The organism is Streptomyces albidochromogenes, assembly GCF_005981925.1.
Taxonomy (GTDB): domain Bacteria; phylum Actinomycetota; class Actinomycetes; order Streptomycetales; family Streptomycetaceae; genus Streptomyces; species Streptomyces albidochromogenes.
This window is the reverse complement of the sequence record NZ_VBVX01000138.1, coordinates 1-17,004: the sequence shown is the minus strand read 5'-3', so window position 1 is coordinate 17,004 and position 17,004 is coordinate 1. Positions and strand designations below refer to the sequence as shown.

General features: G+C 72.2%; 11 protein-coding genes. 6 read left to right on the top strand and 5 right to left on the bottom strand.

The genetic code is table 11. The features are described from left to right. Positions 1 to 61 precede the first annotated feature (61 nt). Entirely contained in the window at positions 62 to 283 is a 222-nt protein-coding gene (locus E2E34_RS18870) for a hypothetical protein (RefSeq protein WP_138903095.1), read from the bottom strand. A gap of 26 nt (positions 284 to 309) precedes the next feature. After that, positions 310 to 723, bottom strand: coding sequence for an RNA-binding S4 domain-containing protein (locus tag E2E34_RS18865; RefSeq protein ID WP_138903094.1), 414 nt, complete (start codon positions 721 to 723; stop codon positions 310 to 312). Between the two features lie 200 nt (positions 724 to 923). Between E2E34_RS18865 and E2E34_RS18860 the strand changes: the two genes are divergently transcribed. Beyond that, positions 924 to 2,399: an APC family permease gene (locus E2E34_RS18860; RefSeq protein ID WP_138903093.1), complete on the top strand. Its 1,476-nt coding sequence runs from the start codon at positions 924 to 926 to the stop codon at positions 2,397 to 2,399. Positions 2,400 to 2,467: 68 nt separating this feature from the next. Next, positions 2,468 to 3,457, top strand: coding sequence for a hypothetical protein (locus E2E34_RS18855; RefSeq protein ID WP_244315863.1), 990 nt, complete (start codon positions 2,468 to 2,470; stop codon positions 3,455 to 3,457). A gap of 90 nt (positions 3,458 to 3,547) precedes the next feature. Here E2E34_RS18855 and E2E34_RS18850 read toward each other — a convergent pair whose 3' ends face one another. After that, the gene (locus tag E2E34_RS18850) at positions 3,548 to 5,611 is read right to left on the bottom strand and encodes a PhoX family protein (RefSeq protein WP_138903092.1); all 2,064 of its coding nucleotides are present in this window, start codon (positions 5,609 to 5,611) and stop codon (positions 3,548 to 3,550) included. 448 nt (positions 5,612 to 6,059) lie between these two features. On the opposite strand from E2E34_RS18850, the gene E2E34_RS18845 reads away from it, so the two are divergent. From E2E34_RS18845 to E2E34_RS18835, 3 genes are all read left to right on the top strand, one after another. Further along, positions 6,060 to 7,862, top strand: coding sequence for a VWA domain-containing protein (locus tag E2E34_RS18845; protein ID WP_138903091.1), 1,803 nt, complete (start codon positions 6,060 to 6,062; stop codon positions 7,860 to 7,862). Positions 7,863 to 7,974: 112 nt separating this feature from the next. Continuing rightward, complete coding sequence (metG, locus tag E2E34_RS18840; protein WP_138903090.1) at positions 7,975 to 9,594, top strand: methionine--tRNA ligase; 1,620 nt, start codon at positions 7,975 to 7,977, stop codon at positions 9,592 to 9,594. A 297-nt stretch (positions 9,595 to 9,891) separates the two neighbouring features. Beyond that, positions 9,892 to 11,979 (top strand): CDP-glycerol glycerophosphotransferase family protein, encoded by a 2,088-nt coding sequence (locus E2E34_RS18835; RefSeq protein WP_244315861.1) that lies wholly within the window; start codon positions 9,892 to 9,894, stop codon positions 11,977 to 11,979. Positions 11,980 to 11,989: 10 nt separating this feature from the next. Here E2E34_RS18835 and E2E34_RS18830 read toward each other — a convergent pair whose 3' ends face one another. Then, positions 11,990 to 12,790, bottom strand: coding sequence for a hypothetical protein (locus tag E2E34_RS18830; RefSeq protein ID WP_138903089.1), 801 nt, complete (start codon positions 12,788 to 12,790; stop codon positions 11,990 to 11,992). 136 nt (positions 12,791 to 12,926) lie between these two features. Beyond that, positions 12,927 to 14,693, bottom strand: a complete 1,767-nt coding sequence (gene aspS, locus E2E34_RS18825; RefSeq protein WP_138903088.1) for an aspartate--tRNA ligase — start codon at positions 14,691 to 14,693, stop codon at positions 12,927 to 12,929. Between the two features lie 143 nt (positions 14,694 to 14,836). On the opposite strand from aspS, the gene E2E34_RS18820 reads away from it, so the two are divergent. Continuing rightward, entirely contained in the window at positions 14,837 to 16,960 is a 2,124-nt protein-coding gene (locus E2E34_RS18820) for a SpoIIE family protein phosphatase (RefSeq protein ID WP_138903087.1), read from the top strand. Positions 16,961 to 17,004 lie beyond the last annotated feature (44 nt).

Sequence of the window (17,004 nt, the reverse complement as noted above, 5' to 3'; positions counted from 1 at the left end):
CAGCAGGACCCGCGCCCACAGCCCCCGGGGCCCCGCGCCGCGCCTGAAAGCCCCCAGCCACCTAGAACAGCGGCAACTGCCCCGGAAACGGTGGCAGCTCGTAGCCGTCCAGTGTGCGCTGCCCCGGAGCGGCCTGCGGTGCGCTCCGCTTCGATCCGCCGCACAGGGTCAGCTCCGCGGAGGTGCCCCGCACAGCGGGGTCGTGGCGTACGAAGCGGCCCGCGACCACGGCGACCTCACGGCCACAGACGGGGCACGGGCGGCGTGGAGAAGTCGACGACATGTGCCCCACTCTGCCAGCAGGCGCGGTCAGCCGGCCGTCGGCTTCGGCGGTGCCTGGAGCCGCTCCATCTCGCGCCGGTCGCGCTTCGTCGGCCGCCCCGCCCCCCGGTCCCGCACCGCGACGGGTGCGACGAACTCGCGCGGCGGAGGCGGCGGGCTGTTGTCGACGTAGCACTCGGCCGCGGCCGGAGCCCCCACCCGCTTGCGGATGATCCGCGAGACGACGACGATCCGCTCGCGCCCCGCGTGGAACAGCCGCACCTCGTCCCCGGCCTTCAGCGCGTGCGCCGGCTTCACCCGCTCACCGCCGACCCGGACATGGCCCGCCTTGCAGGCCGCGGCCGCCTGGGCGCGGGTCTTGGTGAGCCGTACGGACCAGATCCAGACGTCGATCCGTACGGTCCCGGTGCCAGTGCCGTGCGTCACGTCGTCCGAAGCCATGCCACCGAGGGTACGACCGTCGAAAGCTCCGTGCGCGCCTTGACCGCCGACCGCACTACTATGCGCACGATCTCCCGTCCGGAGGGGACACCTCCGGACCCGGACCGCATCTCTGACTTGTCGCCACATGTCGTGCCAGACAAGGGGAACAGGGGATTCCTCTTGGCTCCGGCGCACTTCCGGAAGCAGTTGAGAACAGCATGAGCCACAACACCGGCCGAGGGCTCCAGCCCAACGCCCTCGGTACCTTCGAGACGATCGTGATGGCCGTCGCGGGCAGCGCCCCCGCCTACTCCCTCGCCGCCACCACCGCCGTCCTCGTCGGCGCCGTCGGCCTCGCCAGTCCGGCCGCGCTGCTCTACTGCGCGATACCCATGCTCGGCATCGTCCTGGCCTTCGGCCGGCTCGGCCGGATCGACGTGAACGCGGGCGCCACGTACTCCTGGGTCGGCCGCACGCTGCACCCGTTCCTCGGCTTCATCAGCGGCTGGGCGCTGGTCGTCGCCGCCACCATCTTCATGGTCGCCGGGTCGCTTCCCGCAGGTCAGATGACCCTTTCGCTGTTCGACCCGGCCCTCGCCTCGAACACCGCGCTCGCCACCGCCGCCGGCGCCGGATGGTTCCTGCTGATGCTGGCCGTCGTACTCGGCGGAGCGCGTCTGTCGGCCCGCGCCCAGCTGCTGGTCTCCGGTGTCGAGCTCGTGATCCTCGTGCTGTTCGCGGTCGGCGCCCTGTTCCACCGGGGGGCGGCGACCGCCTTCGAGTGGTCCTGGCTCGGCTTCGGCCACTTCGACGGCTTCACCGGCTTCGCCGCCGGCACCCTGATCGCCGCCTTCTACTACTGGGGCTGGGACGTCACCAGCAACCTCAGCGAGGAGACCCGCGACAGCCGGCGCACGGCCGGGCTCGCCTCGCTCGTCGGCGTGGGGGTGGTCTTCCTGCTGTTCGTCGTCTTCACGATCGCCGTGAACATCATCCTGACGACCGAACAGATCTCGGCCCACGACACCAATGTCCTCGCCGTCCTCGGTGACGAGATCTGGCCGGGCATCGGCGGCAAGCTCATGGTCCTGGCCGTGGTGCTCTCCACCATCGCCACCCTCGAAACCACCCTGATCCAGGTGACGCGCTCGCTCTTCGCGATGGGCCGCGACCGTACGATGCCCTCCGCGCTCGGCCTCGTGCACCGCCGGTGGAACACCCCGTGGGTCGCCGTCGCGGTCGTCGGCACGGTCGCGCTCGTCCTCTTCGTCGCCTCGAACGCGCTGGGCTCGACCGAGGAGATCATGTCGGACGCGCTCGCCGCGATCGGCCTCCAGACGACCCTGTACTACGGGCTGGCCGGGCTCGCCGCCGTCGTCGCCTACCGCAAGACGCTGCTCACCTCCGCGAAGGACTTCGTCCTCGGCGGCGCCTGGCCCTTCCTCGGCGCGGTGTTCATGTTCTGCGTCTTCGCCGCCTCGCTCACCGAACTCAGCGCGGCCGCCGTCGCGATCGGCCTCGGCGGTCTGGCCGCCGGTGTGATCCCGATGCTCTGGTACTGGCGGCGGGGCAGCGCGTACTACAGCCCGGCGCGGCTCGACGCCACCCGGGCCATCGAGATCGAGGCGGTGCACGTCAACTCGGGTGCCGAGCGCGGGGATTACGCCGACGCGGGCCTGCCGACCGACTTCTGAGCGCCGCCGCCCCGCGCGCCGTACCGATCACTGACCGACCGTTCTTCTTCTGCGCAGGAGGTGTTCCGATGGCCGCACTCCGCCGCCGCTTCTCTTCCGGCTCCGGCTCGGGTCCCGGTTCCGGTCCGGCCCCCGACTTCGACCCGGACTTCGGCGACCGGCCGCTGACCGCCGCCCGGCAGGACATCGTCATCGGCCGCTGGCAGGGCGTGCGCGACCTGCTCCGGGCCACCGGCGACGACTGGCCGCTGCGCACCCACCGGCTGCGCCTGCTCTCGTACGCCGCCGCGAGCAGCTCGGTGGTGGAGGCGTGGCGGGCCGCCGAACCGGACAGCCCGGACGCGGCCGTCCTGCGGGCCGCCACCGAGGTCGTACGGGTCTTCAACCAGGCCATCGACGCGGGACGCGGCACCGAGGTGGACCGCACCCGCATCGACGTCGCCGTCATGGCCTGCCTGAGCGCCGCCGACGCACGGCCCGCCGACCCGATGCCGTGGGTGTCGCTGCTGACGGTGGCGCGGCTGTACGGCGACGGAGTCGGCCGGGCCGAGCTGCGCGAGTGGTGGGAGGAGCTGCGGCGGCGCGACCCGTACAACATCGAGGGCCACGTGCAGCTGCTGCGCTACCACTCGGCGCGCTGGCACGGCACGCACGGCCGGATGTACGACTTCGCCCGCGACGCGGCGGGAGCGGCGCCCGAGGGCTCGCCGCTGCCGGTGCTGGTGCAGATCGCGCGGGTGGAGGAGTACCGGTACGTCGCCGCCGCCGCGCAGGGCCGGCCGGTGCGCGGCTTCGACCAGCACTGGCACCACGAGCTGGCGGTCACGGAGGTGCGCCGGACCAGGGAGCGGTGGCTGGGCGGCCGGCCGCCGGGCCCGGTGCGCCCGCAGGAGGTCGGCGAGCTCAACCACCTGGCCCACGCGGCCTGCCACGCCGGCCTGCCGGACATCGCGCGCGAGGTGTTCGCCCTGCTGGGGGGCCGCGCCGCGCGGGTTCCGTGGTCGTACACGGGGGACGCGTACGAGCAGTACGTGCGGTGGCGGGGGCAGACCGGGTAGGGGCCGCCGCTTCGTACGGGTGGACGCCGAAGGGGCCGGACGGCCGCCGGGGGTGCGGCGCCGTCCGGCCCCTTCGGGAGGCGGTCGTCCCTAGACGCCGATGTCGCGGCCGTCCTTGCGGTACACCGCGACGACCGACGGGCGGACGAGCTTGCCGGGGCCGTCGGGCCAGACCGACGCCGGCTTCTCGACGCTCGCGCCGTCGATCTCGCCCGGGTGCTGGACCGCGACGAGCACGCGGCGGTCCTGGATGATCGGGCCGCAGGTCTCCGCGCCCTTGGGGACCGTGAGGAACTGCTTCAGCTCGCCGCGCCGCTCACCGCGCGTCGCCACGCCGAACAGGCCGTCGTGGGAGCCGAGCTGGTTGCCGTCCGTGGACAGCCACAGGTTCCCGTGCGGGTCGAAGGCCACGTTGTCCGGGCAGGAGATCGGGCTGACCTTGTCCTTGGGGAAGCCGGCGAAGTACGTCGCCGGGTCCTCCGGGTCGCCCGCGACCAGGAAGAGCCGCCAGGCGAAACCGTCCGCCGCCGGGTCGTCCCAGTGCTCGGCCAGTTCCAGCACCTGGCCGTGCTTGTTGAGGTTGCGCGGGTTGGCCTCGTCCGCGCCCGCCTTGCCGGGCTTGCCCCGGTCCGTGTTGTTCGTCAGCGCGACGTACACGCGGCCCGTGCGGGGGCTCGGCTCGACGTCCTCCGGGCGGTCCATCTTGGTCGCGCCGACCTTGTCGCCCGCGAGGCGCGTGAAGACGTACACCTCTTCGGCGGTCATGCCGGGCACGTGGGAGACGTCACCGGTGGCGAGCGGGATCCACTGGCCGCTGCCGTCGAACTCGCCGTCGTCGGGCAGCTTGCCCGTGCCGTCGATCTCGGCGGCCGGGCTGTCGCCGGTGATCCTGGCGACGTACAGCGTGCCCTCGTCGAGGAGCGTGAGGTTGTGCTCGCGGGCGGCCCGCGAGGTGCCCTTCTTCATCCGCTTCGAGGAGACGAACTTGTAGAAGTAGTCGAAGCGCTCGTCGTCGCCCATGTACACGACGGGGCGGCCGTCGGCGGTCAGCCGGGGCTGCGCGGCCTCGTGCTTGAAGCGGCCGAGCGCGGTGTGCTTGCGGGGCGTGGAGTCCGGGTCGTACGGGTCGAGCTCGACGACCCAGCCCTGGCGGTGCGGCTCGTTCGGCTCCTGCTTGACGTCGAAGCGCTTGTCGAACAGCTCCCACTTGCGCTCGGTGGCGCCGGTGGAGATGCCGTAGCGCTTGTCGGTGGCGCTGGAGCCGTTGGCGAAGTACTGGTTGAAGTTCTCCTCGCCGTGGAGCGTCGTGCCCCAGGGGGTGGTGCCGCCGGCGCAGTTGTTGAGCGTGCCGAGGACCTTGGTGCCGGTCGGGTCGGCGGACGTCTTCAGCAGGTCGCTGCCGGCGGCCGGGCCGGTCAGTCGGAACTCGGAGGTCGTGTGCAGGCGGCGGTTCAGGTGGTGGCGGGTGACCGGCGTGAGCTTGCCGGACTTGCGCTCCTCCTGGACGACGACGACGGACAGGCCGTGCGCGGCCCAGGCGGTCTCGACCTGCTCGCGGGTGGGCTTGGCCGGGTCGTACCCCTTGAACATCAGGATCTCGTCCGTGTACTCGTGGTTCGCGACGAGTACCTGGCGGCCGTGCTCGCCGGGCAGCGGGAGCAGGGAGAGGAAGTCGTTGTTGTAGCCGAACTGGCCGGCCTGCGCCTTGGCGGACTGCTTGTCCGGGTCGAAGGCGGGGGCGCCGCGCAGGATCGGCTCGCCCCAGCGGATGACGACGTTCTGGGCGTAACCGGCGGGCACGGTGACGGCGTCGGCCGTGTTGGGCGCGACGGGTGCGAAGCGCAGGCCGCGGGCGCCGTCCGTCCTGCCGAACGGGCCGGCCTGCGGCGCGGCGGCGCTCCCGGCGGCCGCGGCGCTCGGGGCGGCCGGGCCAGCGAGGGCCGAGGTCCCGGCGGCGGCGGCCACGGTCACCACCGCGGCGGCGCGCATCATCGAGCGTCTCGACAGAGCGCCGGCTATGACGTCGCCGGCGTACTCGTTGTCGCTGGTGTTCGGGACGTCCTGGAAGCAGGCGTCACCGCAGCGGTAGCGACAGGTCAGCGCGGAGCGCCCACCCGAGTGCGGCGAGTTGAGCAGCGGCAGCAGATTGCGCACGGACCCCTCCGGAATGGCTCTACGGGATGTGGTTCGGCGCGACCCGCGCCGACAACGTGTCGGAATGTCTTCGGCCGTGACGTTAAGGGCGTACGCCCGCTCTTCGGGGGCCTTGGGGTGAACACGAGGTGAATGTGGAACGGCCGTGCGGAAGTTGGTTCGACGGGTGGCCGCAGGTCGCCCCGGGGGCCCGGCCGGTGCGCGTGGCTTCCGGGAAGTGGGCGGGGCGCGTGGGACGTTGGTGGTACGCACCGGGGCGCCCGGAGGGGGCGCGTTCGGCATCCGCGCGGGCCGCCGCGAGCCGCGCGCGCCCGCAACCGGGACGGCACGGCTGACCCTCCCGAAGATCGGCGGGCGGGGCCGCTAACCTTACGTGTCCGCCCTGGCCAGGGATCATCCGCCGGGTGCGGGCGTGCATCGCACCCAACTCATGCGAAAGGCCTCGCCCATGGGCATTCGGAGCTTGCTGCGCAAGGTGTTCGGACGCGATCGAGCGGAGAGCAACGAGCAGCCGCCGGCACGGGAGACCTCGGCGGCAGCTTCCGTTCCGTCCCAGGCCGAACGTAAGCCGGAGCCGGCCACCGCGCCGGAACCGGAATCCGCGACCCCCGAGGCCCGGGAGACGGTGGCGTCGGTGCCGGCCCCGGCCCAGGCCCCGGCCACCGAGGACGAGACCCCGGCGGCGGACAAGCCGGCCAGGAAGCCGGCGCCGGGCATCGCGTCGGACCTGGTGGCGGCGGCCTTCGACAACCCGCCCTCGGCCGGCTCGTCGTCCTCGTCCCGTACGAAGGCCTCCTCGCCGGGACCGAACGTCCCGGCCCAGTCCACCCCCGGCACCCCGAAGCCCTCGGCCGCGGTCCCGCCCCAGTCGTCGGGCGATTCCCCCAAGCCGCCCGCCGCGGAGCCCGAGGAAGCCCCCGAGCCCGTCGCCGCCGAGGCGGTACCGGCGCCGGCGGACGAAGCCGCTGCCGAGACTCCGGCTGCCGTCGAGGCCCCGGCCGAAGCGCGGGCGGTCACGTCCGAGACGCCCGCCGCCGAGGACGAGCCGGCCGGGGACACGACGGCGGCCGCCCCCGCCGAGACGGCGACCGAGCGGGAGCCGGTGACCGCCGAGGCGCAGCCGCAGGCCGAGACCCCCGCCCCCGCCTCCGCACCGGAGGAGCCGGCCGCCGAGGCCGGGACCGCCGCTGAGCCGCTCGCCGCCGAGGCGGACGCCGACGCGACGCAGCCCGAGCCGGTGACCGCCGAGGCCGCAGCCGACGCCGAGCCCGAGCCGCAGGCTGCCGCAGCCGAAGCCACGCCCCAGGCCGCCGAGGCCGAAGCGGAGGCCGTCGTCACCGAGCCGGTGACCGCCGAAGCCGAGCCGCAGGCCGCCGAGGCCGACGCCGACGCCGTCGTCTCGGAGCCCGAGCCCGAGCCGGTCACGGAGCCCGCCCCGGCAGCGGAGGCCGAGCCGGCAGCCGCGGCCGAGCCGGCCGACGCAGAGCCCGAGGCCACCGCGTCCGAGCCCGACGCCGACGACGCCCGGCCGGAGCCGGAGCCGGAGCCGGTGGCGGCCGAGGCCGAGCCCGAGCCGGTGGCGGCGGCCGATGGCGGTGCCGCGCTGCCCAAGGCGGAGGTCGCGTCGCGGGCGCCCGCGCTCGTCGCGCACTACGAGGCCGTCGGCGCGGCCCTCGACACGGCGCTGCCTGCCGGGACGCGGGCGGACGTCTACCTCGTACTCGACCGGTCCGGCTCCATGCGCGGGTTCTACAAGGACGGCAGCGCCCAGGACCTCGCCGACCGCACGCTGGCCCTCGCCGCGCACCTCGACGAGAAGGCCGCCGTGCACGTCGTGTTCTTCTCGACCGACATCGACGGCACTCTCGACATCGGCCTGGACGCGTACGAGGGCAAGGTCGACGAGGCGCACGCCGCCATCGGCCACATGGGGCGCACGAGCTACCACCGCGCCGTCGAAGAGGTCGTCGCGCACCACGAGAAGTCCGGCAGCGGCCGCCCCGCGCTGGTCGTCTTCCAGACCGACGGTCCCCCGGACGCCAAGGGACCGGCCAAGCAGGCCCTGGCGGACGTCGCGGACAAGCCGCTGTTCTGGCAGTTCGTCGCGTTCGGCGAGCACGACGCCAAGGGCTTCGACTTCCTGCGGAAGCTCGACGTACCGAACGCCGCGTTCTTCCACGCCGGCCCCGCCCCGCGCGAGGTCCCCGACGCCGAGCTGTACGCACAGCTGGTCACCGGCCTCAAGGCGTAGGCGCCCCAGGGCGAAGGCGGCGCGGGCCCCGAGGGGCCGGCGCCGCCTTCGCCGTCTCACCCCCCGGTTAAGCGTGTGAGTGGATCTCTTGTGGGCCGTTAGGATTTCGACCATGGCGGCCACTGGATCCGAGAAGCAGGGGACGAACGAAGGCGCGAAGGCCTTCTACGTATCGACCCCCATTTACTACGTCAACGACGCTCCTCACCTGGGCCACGCCTACACGACCGTCGCAGGGGACGTGCTCACGCGCTGGCACCGTCAGCGCGGCGAGAAGGTGTGGTACCTCACCGGCACGGACGAGCACGGTCAGAAGATCATGCGCACTGCCGAGGCGAACGGGGTCTCGCCCCAGGAGTGGTGCGACAAGCTCGTCGAGGAGGCGTGGAAGCCCCTCTGGGAGCACCTGAACATCGCGAACGACGACTTCATCCGCACGACGGAGAAGCGGCACACGGACCGTGTGCAGGAGTTCGTGCAGGACCTCTTCGACAAGGGCGAGATCTACAAGGGCGGGTACGAGGGCCCGTACTGCGTCGGCTGCGAGGAGTACAAGCTCCCCGGTGATCTCATCGAGGCCGAGGACGGCACGAAGCTGTGCCCGGTCCACAAGAAGCCGGTGGAGATCCTCAAGGAGGAGAACTACTTCTTCAAGCTGAGCGAGTACGGCCCCAAGCTCATCGAGTTCTACGAGTCGAACCCCGGCTTCATCCAGCCGGAGTCGGCCCGCAACGAGGTCGTGAACTTCGTCAAGCAGGGCCTTGAGGACCTCTCGATCTCGCGCTCGACGTTCGACTGGGGCGTTCCGGTCCCGTGGGACGACAAGCACGTCATCTACGTGTGGATCGACGCGCTCCTGAACTACGCGACGGCCGTCGGCTACGGCTCCGATCAGGCGAAGTTCGACGAGACGTTCCCGGCGAACGTGCACCTCATCGGCAAGGACATCCTGCGCTTCCACGCGATCATCTGGCCCGCGATGCTGATGGCGCAGGGCCTGCCGGTACCGGGCCGGGTCGCCGCCAACGGCTGGCTGATGGTCGGCGGCGAGAAGATGTCGAAGTCGAACCTGACGGGCATCAAGCCGCAGGACCTGACCTCGCACTTCGGCGTGGACGCCTACCGCTGGTACTTCCTGCGCGCGATCGCGTTCGGCCAGGACGGCTCGTTCTCGTGGGAGGACTTCACCGCCCGCTACACGAGCGAGCTGGCCAACGACTACGGCAACCTCGCCTCACGCGTGGCCGCGATGGTCGGCAAGTACTTCGACGGCGCGCTGCCCGAGGCCACGGCCGCCGGTGAGGCCGAGCGGGCCGTCCAGGAGGGCCTGGCGAAGGCGGTCGCGGCAGCCGACCGCAAGATCGGCGAGGAGCTGGACTTCCAGGGCGGCATCCTGGCGATCTTCGACTTCGTGAAGCAGGTCAACGGCTACATCACGGAGCAGGAGCCGTGGAAGGTGGCCAAGGACGAGTCGCCCGAGGGCAGGGCCCGGCTCGCGACGATCCTCTACACGGCCGCGGAGTCGCTGCGCGCCATGGCCGTCCTGCTGAACCCGGTGATGCCCGAGACCTCGCAGAAGCTGTGGGACTCGCTGGGCGCCGAGGCGCCGCTCGGCGCCCTGGCCGACCAGCCGCTGCTGGAGGCCGCCGACTGGGGCCGGCTGCCGGCCGGCGCGACGGTGACCAAGGGCGCGGTGCTGTTCCCGCGCCTGGAGGACCCGAAGAAGGTGTAAGCGGAACACGATCTACCGCGCAGCGGGGCCGGTCTGGGACACTTTCCTTGACCGGCCCCGCCGCTTTGTCCGCTCGTATGTACGGACAAGGTGCTCCGGTGTGAGCAAATGCCACCGGCATATGCGACATCTGCGGTGATTGTTGTCACGGCGCGTTGCGACGACGGCCGTGAACGACATACGGTCAGCCGCCGAGCCTCCTCGCCGCTGTCCCCCGTACACGCGCGCGCGAAGAACCGGCACCCCCGGACGGCTCCCCCCGGCCGATCGCCTCTCCCCGCCAGGAGTTCATTCACCGTGCCCTCCGCCGGACTCATCCCCCGCCGCGTGAAGCAGCTCGCCGCGCTGCTCACGCTGTTCGCCGCGTTCACCGCGCAGCTCGTCGGCGCCCTGCTGGCCCAGGTGCCGGTGTTCGTCACCGCCGCCGCCGCGGGCCTCGCCCTCGACCTGTACCTGCGGCACCGCCAGCCCCGCCTGCTCTCGATGCTGAGCCGGGTCCGCTTCGACGTCACCGTCCGGCAGCTGCTGCGCGACATGATCATCCTGCTCGGCCTGCTGCGCGTGGAGGGCGTCCACCCGCTGCGCGAGCAGGCTCCGCTCACCGTCGCGCTGCTCCTGGTCTACGCGCTGCACTTCCTGTGCCAGGCCATCGCCGTACTGGTCCGCCGCACCCGGACGCTGCCCGTCGTCACCCGCAACATCGACGCCTCGGCGCTGCGCCTGTGCGCCGCTCCGCCGCGCATCCTGGCCCGCCGCCCGGGCCACCGGCTGCTGACCTTCTCGGTGCCCGCCACCACGGGCCTGCTGGTCACCGCCGCGACCGGGGACGTGCGCGCCGGCGCCGTCGGCACCGGTCTGTCCGTCCTGCTGATGGCGGCCGGTACGTTCTACCTGGCCACCTGGCTGCTGCCGGGCAAGCGCCCCGCCAGCAAGGAGCAGACCCTGGAGTGGCTGGACTCCTGGCTCGCGGAGTACCGGCCGACCGTGGCGATGTACTTCTCCGGCGGCACCTCGTCGGCGTACCAGGCGAACATGTGGCTCTCCACGCTGTCCGCGCTGGACGGCAAGCCGCTGATCGTGCTGCGCGAGCGTTTCATGGTGCAGAAGATCCAGGCCACCGACGTGCCGATCCTCTGCATCCCCCGGGTCGCGCACATGTTCGCGCTGGAGAGCTCGACGCTCAAGATGATGCTGCACCCGGCGAACTCCGGGAAGACCTCGCAGGTCCTGCGCATCCCCTCGATCAAGCACGCCTTCACCAACCACGGCGAGAGCGACAAGCTGTCCAGCTGCAACCCGTACGCGAAGGCGTACGACGAGGTGTGGGTGGCCGGACCGGCGGCCCGCGAGCGGTACCGGCAGGCAGAGATAGGCGTCGACGACAAGGACGTCGTCGAGGTGGGCCGCCCGCAGCTGGCCCCGATCGAGCCCTGGAAGGGCGCTCCCGAGGGCGCCTGCACGACCGTGCTGTACGCCCCCACCTGGGAGGGCTGGGACGGCAACCCCGGCAACACCTCGGTCGTCCTGGCCGGTGAGAACATCGTCCGCGCGCTCCTGGAGGACGAGGGCGTACGGCTGCTCTACAAGCCGCACCCGATGACGGGCTCCGTCGACCCGGAGGCGGGCGCGGCGGACCGGCGAATCCGCGCCATGATCACCGAGGCCGCCGCCCGGCGCTCCGGCCCCCGACCCGGCCTGGAGGCCGTGGCCGAGCTCGCCCGCCGCAAGGCCGAGCTCGACCGGCTCACCAGCAGCGACTTCCGGCCCGGAGCGGACGAGCTGGAGCGCATGATGCTCCAGGGCACTCCCGAGGAGGGCCGCGCGGCGCTCGTCGCCGAGGCCACCGAGGCGTGGGAGGAGGCGTACTGGGCGTCGTTCCCCGCGTGGGAGCACCAGATCGTCGTCACGCCCCGCCTCGGCATCTACAGCTGCTTCAACCAGGCCGACCTGCTGATCAGCGACGTGTCGAGCGTCGTCTCGGACTACCTGCACAGCGAGAAGCCGTACGCCGTGGCCAACACCAGCGGTCTGACGGAGGAGGACTTCCGCGCCACCTTCCCGACCGTGCGCGCCGCCGCCGTCCTCACCCCGGACGCGTCGGGCGTGCCGGAGCTCCTGGAGTCCGTACGCCACCCGGAGAAGGACCCCTACAAGGCGGCCCGCGCGGAACTGAAGGCGCACCTCCTCGGTCCCTCCGACCCGCCGTCCCTGGTGCGCTTCAACGCGGCGGCCGTCGCCCTGTGCGCCGAGGCCGACGAACGCCGGGCGCTGATGACGGCCCACCTCACGCAGGGGATTCCGACCCAGCGCGGACCCGGCTCCCCGGCCGGGCTGCGGGAGGCACCGAGCGGTACGGACGGCTCGCGGAAGCCGGCCACGGCCTGACGGCGGTCCGTCACCGGCGCAGGGATGCCCGGTCGCCCATCACCACCACCGGCTTCTTCGCCGGGTCCAGGGTGCGCAGCAGGTGTTTCATCACCGGCCGGGTGAACGAGACGCATCCCTGCGTCGGTCCGTCGTGGTCGACGTGCAGCCAGATCCCGCCGCCCCTGGACTCGCCCAGCGGGCGCGTCCAGTCCAGCGGGGTCGTGCCCGGCGTGCGGTTGTAGTTGATGGCGATGACGTAGTCGAAGGCCCCGGCCAGCGGTTCGCCCTCGACGCCCGTGCCGGGGGCGGTGAACTCCGGGCCCCTGTCGTACGGGAGCCTCGTCCCCGGGTCGGGCAGCAGGCCGCCCGCGTCGGTGAGGGTGAAGACGCCGACGGGGGAGCGCAGATCACCCTGGACGTGCCGGTCCGTCCAGCCGCGCACCGCGTTGTGGACGGGCCAGGCCGGTCCGTGCTGCCAGGCGCCACCGGGGCGCTCACGTTCGTACAGGACGGCGGTGCCCCGGTTCTCGTCGCGGCCGGCGCCCGTGACGACCAGCGCCTGGCGGGTGTCCGCCGGGACCTCGCGGAGGGTCGCGGGGCCGAGCCCCGGCAGCCGCAGGAGGGGCTCGGAGCGCCCCTGCGGCCCCGGTGCGGCCTTGCCGGCCGAGCCCCCGGGTACGGCTCTGCCGCCGGGCTCGCCGTGGGTGGAGGCACCCGGTTTGGCGTGGGCGCGCGGGGGGTGGCCGGTGGCGCCGCAGCCGGTCGCCAGGAGCGCGGTGGCCGCCAGCAGCGCGGTCAGCGGAGCCAGGCTTCGGTTCCGGCGCTTCATCTTCTCCCCTTCGTCTTCTTGCTGCCGAACGTAAGGAGTCCTGTACCCGAAGGGCCTGCCGACACGTCGTGGGCCGCCCCCCGGCATGAAAGAAGGGGCCCGGAACCCATTGGTTCCGGGCCCCTTCGGGCCGTGACTACTTCTCCGACACGGGCTTGCGCAGCTGGATGTTGAGCTCCCGCAGACGGGCCTCTTCCAGCGTCGTCGGGGCGCCCATCATCAGGTCCTGCGCGTTGCCGTTGAGCGGGAAGGCGATCGTCTCGCGGATGTTCGGCTCGTCGGCCAGCAGCATCACGATGCGGTCGATGCCGGGGGCGATGCCGCCGTGCGGCGGGGCGCCGAACTGGAACGCGCGGAGCATGCCGGCGAACTCGCGCTCGACGGTCTCCTTGGAGTAGCCCGCGATCTCGAACGCCTTGAACATCAGCTCGGGCTCGTGGTTGCGGATCGCGCCGGACGACAGCTCGACGCCGTTGCAGACGATGTCGTACTGCCAGCCCAGGATGTCCAGCGGGTCCTGGGTCTCCAGGGCCTCCAGGCCGCCCTGCGGCATCGAGAAGGGGTTGTGCGAGAAGTCGATCTTGCCGGTCTCCTCGTCCTTCTCGTACATCGGGAAGTCGACGATCCAGCAGAACCGGAAGACGCCCTCCTCGAAGTGGCCGGCGCGCTTGGCGGCCTCGACGCGGACCGCCGACATGATCTTGGAGACCTCGTCGAACTCGCCCGCGCCGAAGAAGATCGCGTGGCCGGGGGCCAGGGACAGGCGCTCGGTGAGGACCTTGACGTTCTCCTCGGTGAGGAACTTGGCGATCGGGCCGCTCAGCGAGCCGTCCTCGCCGACCCGCACCCAGGCCAGGCCCTTCGCCCCGTGCTCGACGGCGTAGTCACCGAGCCCGTCGAAGAACTTGCGCGACTGGCCGGCCGTGTCCGGCACCGGCAGGGCGCGGACGTGCTTGCCGGCGAACGCCTTGAACTCCGAGCCGGCGAAGACGTCGGAGATGTCGACGAGCTCCAGCTTGGCGCGCAGGTCGGGCTTGTCGTTGCCGTACTTCAGCATCGACTCGCGGAACGGGATCCGCGGGAAGGGCGACGTGACGTGGCGGCCGCCGCCGAACTCCTCGAAGAGCTCGGTCATGAGCTTCTCGATCGGCTGGAAGACGTCCTCCTGCTCGACGAAGGACATCTCCACGTCGAGCTGGTAGAACTCGCCCGGCGAGCGGTCGGCGCGGGCGTCCTCGTCGCGGAAGCACGGCGCGATCTGGAAGTAGCGGTCGAAGCCCGAGATCATCAGCAGCTGCTTGAACTGCTGCGGCGCCTGCGGCAGCGCGTAGAACTTGCCGGGGTTCAGCCGGGACGGGACGACGAAGTCCCTCGCGCCCTCCGGCGAGGTCGCCGTCAGGATCGGGGTCGCCATCTCGTTGAAGCCCAGCGCCGTCATCTTGTGCCGGATGGCCGAGATGACGGCCGTACGCAGCATGATGTTGCGGTGCATGCGCTCGCGGCGCAGGTCCAGGAAGCGGTACTCCAGGCGGCGCTCCTCGCCGACCCCGTCGTCCGTGTTGATCTGGAACGGAAGCTGCTGCGACGCGCCCAGCAGCTCGACCTCCGCGACCTCCACCTCGATCTCGCCGGTCGGCAGCTCCGGGTTGATGTTGTCGGCGCCGCGCGAGACGACCCGGCCGTCGACCCGGACGACCGACTCCTTGCTCACCTTGTCGAGCGCCTCGTAGGCGGGGGTGCCGGGGCGGGCGACGAGCTGCGTGATGCCGTAGTGATCGCGCAGATCGATGAAGAGGATGCCGCCCAGGTCTCGACGATTGTGCAGCCAGCCGCTCAGCCGGACGTCCGTGTCGACGTCAGAGGCGCGGAGCTCGCCGCAGGTGTGGGACCTGTACCGATGCATCGTCGTTCATCCAGCCTTCGGGATTCGGGGTAGTCGGAGCACCCAAGGTTACCGCCCGGCGCATCCCCTTTTATTTGCCGTACGGTCCCCGCCCCGACGGGCCTCGGACAGCCGGTCCGGCCGCGACCTGTAAAGATGAGGCAATGCGCACCGAGGACATCCTGGCCGCCATCGCGACCGGCCTGTGGCGCTGGGACAACGCGTCAGGGGTCGTCACCCTCGACGCGGAGGCCGCCCGGCTCCTCGGGCTGCCCGCCGAGCCCGTGACGCTCCCCGAGGCTGCCGTACGCTCCCGTTTCCACCCGGTCGACTGGAACGAGATCAACGGCGTCGTGAACCTCGCCGTCGCCGAGGGCACCCTGGCCGAGGCCCGGCTGCGGATCATGGACGAGGACGGCCGGCTGCTGAGGACCGTACGCAGCCGCTCCAAGCCGGTGATCGACGGCGGCGACTACCAGCTCTTCGGCACCCTCCAGGAAGTCGCCGAGCCGCGTCCGGGCGACGCCGCCCACACCCCCGTCACCGGTGACTGGCGCCGCTCCCGCGAGGCGTTCCTGCTGGACGCGGGCCGGGCCCTCGCGGAGGCGCGCTCCACGGCCGAGGTGCTGCGGGTCGCCGCCTCCCTGTCCATGCCCGGGTTCTCACCGGACAGCCTCGCCGTCTTCGGCTCGTCGGGCGGCCGGATCACGGTCCTGGGCCACCACGGGTACGGGCCGCAGGACGACCTGCCCCTGACCGACATGCTGCTGGACACGGACCACCCGGCCCCGGAGGTCGTACGGACGGGGCGGGCCATCTACCTCTCCTCCCCCGAGGAGTACAGCCGCCGTTACCCGGCCGGCCGCCTTCTCGCCCCGCGCCCCGAGCGCCGCTCCTGGGCGTTCCTGCCGCTGACGGTGGCCGGCCGCACCATGGGCGCCTGGATGGCCGGCTTCGCGCACCTCGTGGCGTTCACGCCCGACGAGCGCTCCGTGCTGACGACGGTCGCCAGGATGATCGCGCAGGCGCTGGAGCGGGCCTCGGTGGCCGAGAACGAACGCGAGCTGTCCCTGGGCCTCCAGCGCTCGATGATGCCGACGCTGGGCCCCGACATCCCCGGCATGACGGTGGCCGCGCGGTACGTGCCGACCGGTGGCGGCCTCCAGGTCGGCGGCGACTGGTACGACATGATCCCGCTGCCCAGCGGGCGAATAGCACTGGTCATCGGCGATGTGCAGGGCCACGACGTACGCGCGGCCGGTCTGATGGGCCAGCTCCGGATCGCTCTGCGCGCGTACGCCTCCGAGGGCCACCGGCCCGACGCGGTCCTCTCCCGGGCGTCCCGCTTCCTGCACGGGCTGCACGACTTTCCGGGGGCCGACGCCCACGGCCGCGACGACCACTCCAGCCCGCGCTTCGCGACCTGCCTGTACATCGAGGCCGACCCCGCCACCGGCACCCTCGACATCGCCCGCGCCGGCCACCCCGAACCGGCGGTGCGCCTGGGCGACGGCACGGTCATCGTCCGGCCGACGGCGGGCGGGCTGCCGCTGGGCATCGTCCCGGACACCGACTACCCGACGACGCGCATCGTCCTCGAACCGGGCGAGACGATCATGGTCTGTACGGACGGTCTCATCGAGACCGGCGGCCACGACCTGGACACCGGCTGGGCCAGGCTCCGCACGATCCTGGAGGAGCACAACGGCGACAGCCTGGAGAAGCTCGCCGACGCCCTGGTGTCGGCCGTCCACGGCCCCTCCTCGCACTACACGACCGGCCCGCTCGTGGACCGCCGCGAGGACGACATCGCCCTGCTCCTGCTGTGCCGCGAGGGCGCGGGCTGCGGCTGCGGGCCCGGTTCCACGGCGCAGCTGTCCCCGGTCCGGCGTACGGCGCTGACGGTGGCCCAGGCCGAACCGGAGCGCATCGCGGAGGCCCGCCGGCACCTGCGGGACCTGCTCCACGACTGGGCGGACGAGGAACAGCTCGACGCGGCCGTGCTGATGGTCTCGGAGATGGTCACCAACGTCCTGGTGCACACGGACGGCGACGCCCTGCTGACGGCCGAGGCGAAGGGCGACCCGGGCGTTCGGCGGCTGCGGGTCGAGGTGACGGACTCCAGCGACGAGCTCCCGCACAAGCGCCGCCCCGGCGAGATGGCGTCGAGCGGCCGCGGGCTGATCCTGATGGAGATGCTGGCGCACCAGTGGGGCGTGGACCCCAAGGGTGAGGGCAAGTCGATCTGGTTCGAACTCCAGGAGGACAAGGAGTCGAGCCCCCTCTAGACCCACCGGCAGCGGCCCGAACGGCCGCACCGGCAGTGCCCCGC

Excerpts from the sequence above, each read along its gene's own strand:
- E2E34_RS18855 (WP_244315863.1), top strand. The coding sequence starts at position 2,468 with ATGGCCGCACTCCGCCGCCGCTTCTCTTCCGGCTCCGGCTCGGGTCCC.
- aspS (WP_138903088.1), bottom strand. The coding sequence starts at position 14,693 with ATGCATCGGTACAGGTCCCACACCTGCGGCGAGCTCCGCGCCTCTGAC.
- E2E34_RS18870 (WP_138903095.1), bottom strand. The coding sequence starts at position 283 with ATGTCGTCGACTTCTCCACGCCGCCCGTGCCCCGTCTGTGGCCGTGAG.
- E2E34_RS18865 (WP_138903094.1), bottom strand. The coding sequence starts at position 723 with ATGGCTTCGGACGACGTGACGCACGGCACTGGCACCGGGACCGTACGG.
- E2E34_RS18845 (WP_138903091.1), top strand. The coding sequence starts at position 6,060 with ATGGGCATTCGGAGCTTGCTGCGCAAGGTGTTCGGACGCGATCGAGCG.
- E2E34_RS18820 (WP_138903087.1), top strand. The coding sequence starts at position 14,837 with ATGCGCACCGAGGACATCCTGGCCGCCATCGCGACCGGCCTGTGGCGC.
- E2E34_RS18860 (WP_138903093.1), top strand. The coding sequence starts at position 924 with ATGAGCCACAACACCGGCCGAGGGCTCCAGCCCAACGCCCTCGGTACC.
- E2E34_RS18830 (WP_138903089.1), bottom strand. The coding sequence starts at position 12,790 with ATGAAGCGCCGGAACCGAAGCCTGGCTCCGCTGACCGCGCTGCTGGCG.
- metG (WP_138903090.1), top strand. The coding sequence starts at position 7,975 with ATGGCGGCCACTGGATCCGAGAAGCAGGGGACGAACGAAGGCGCGAAG.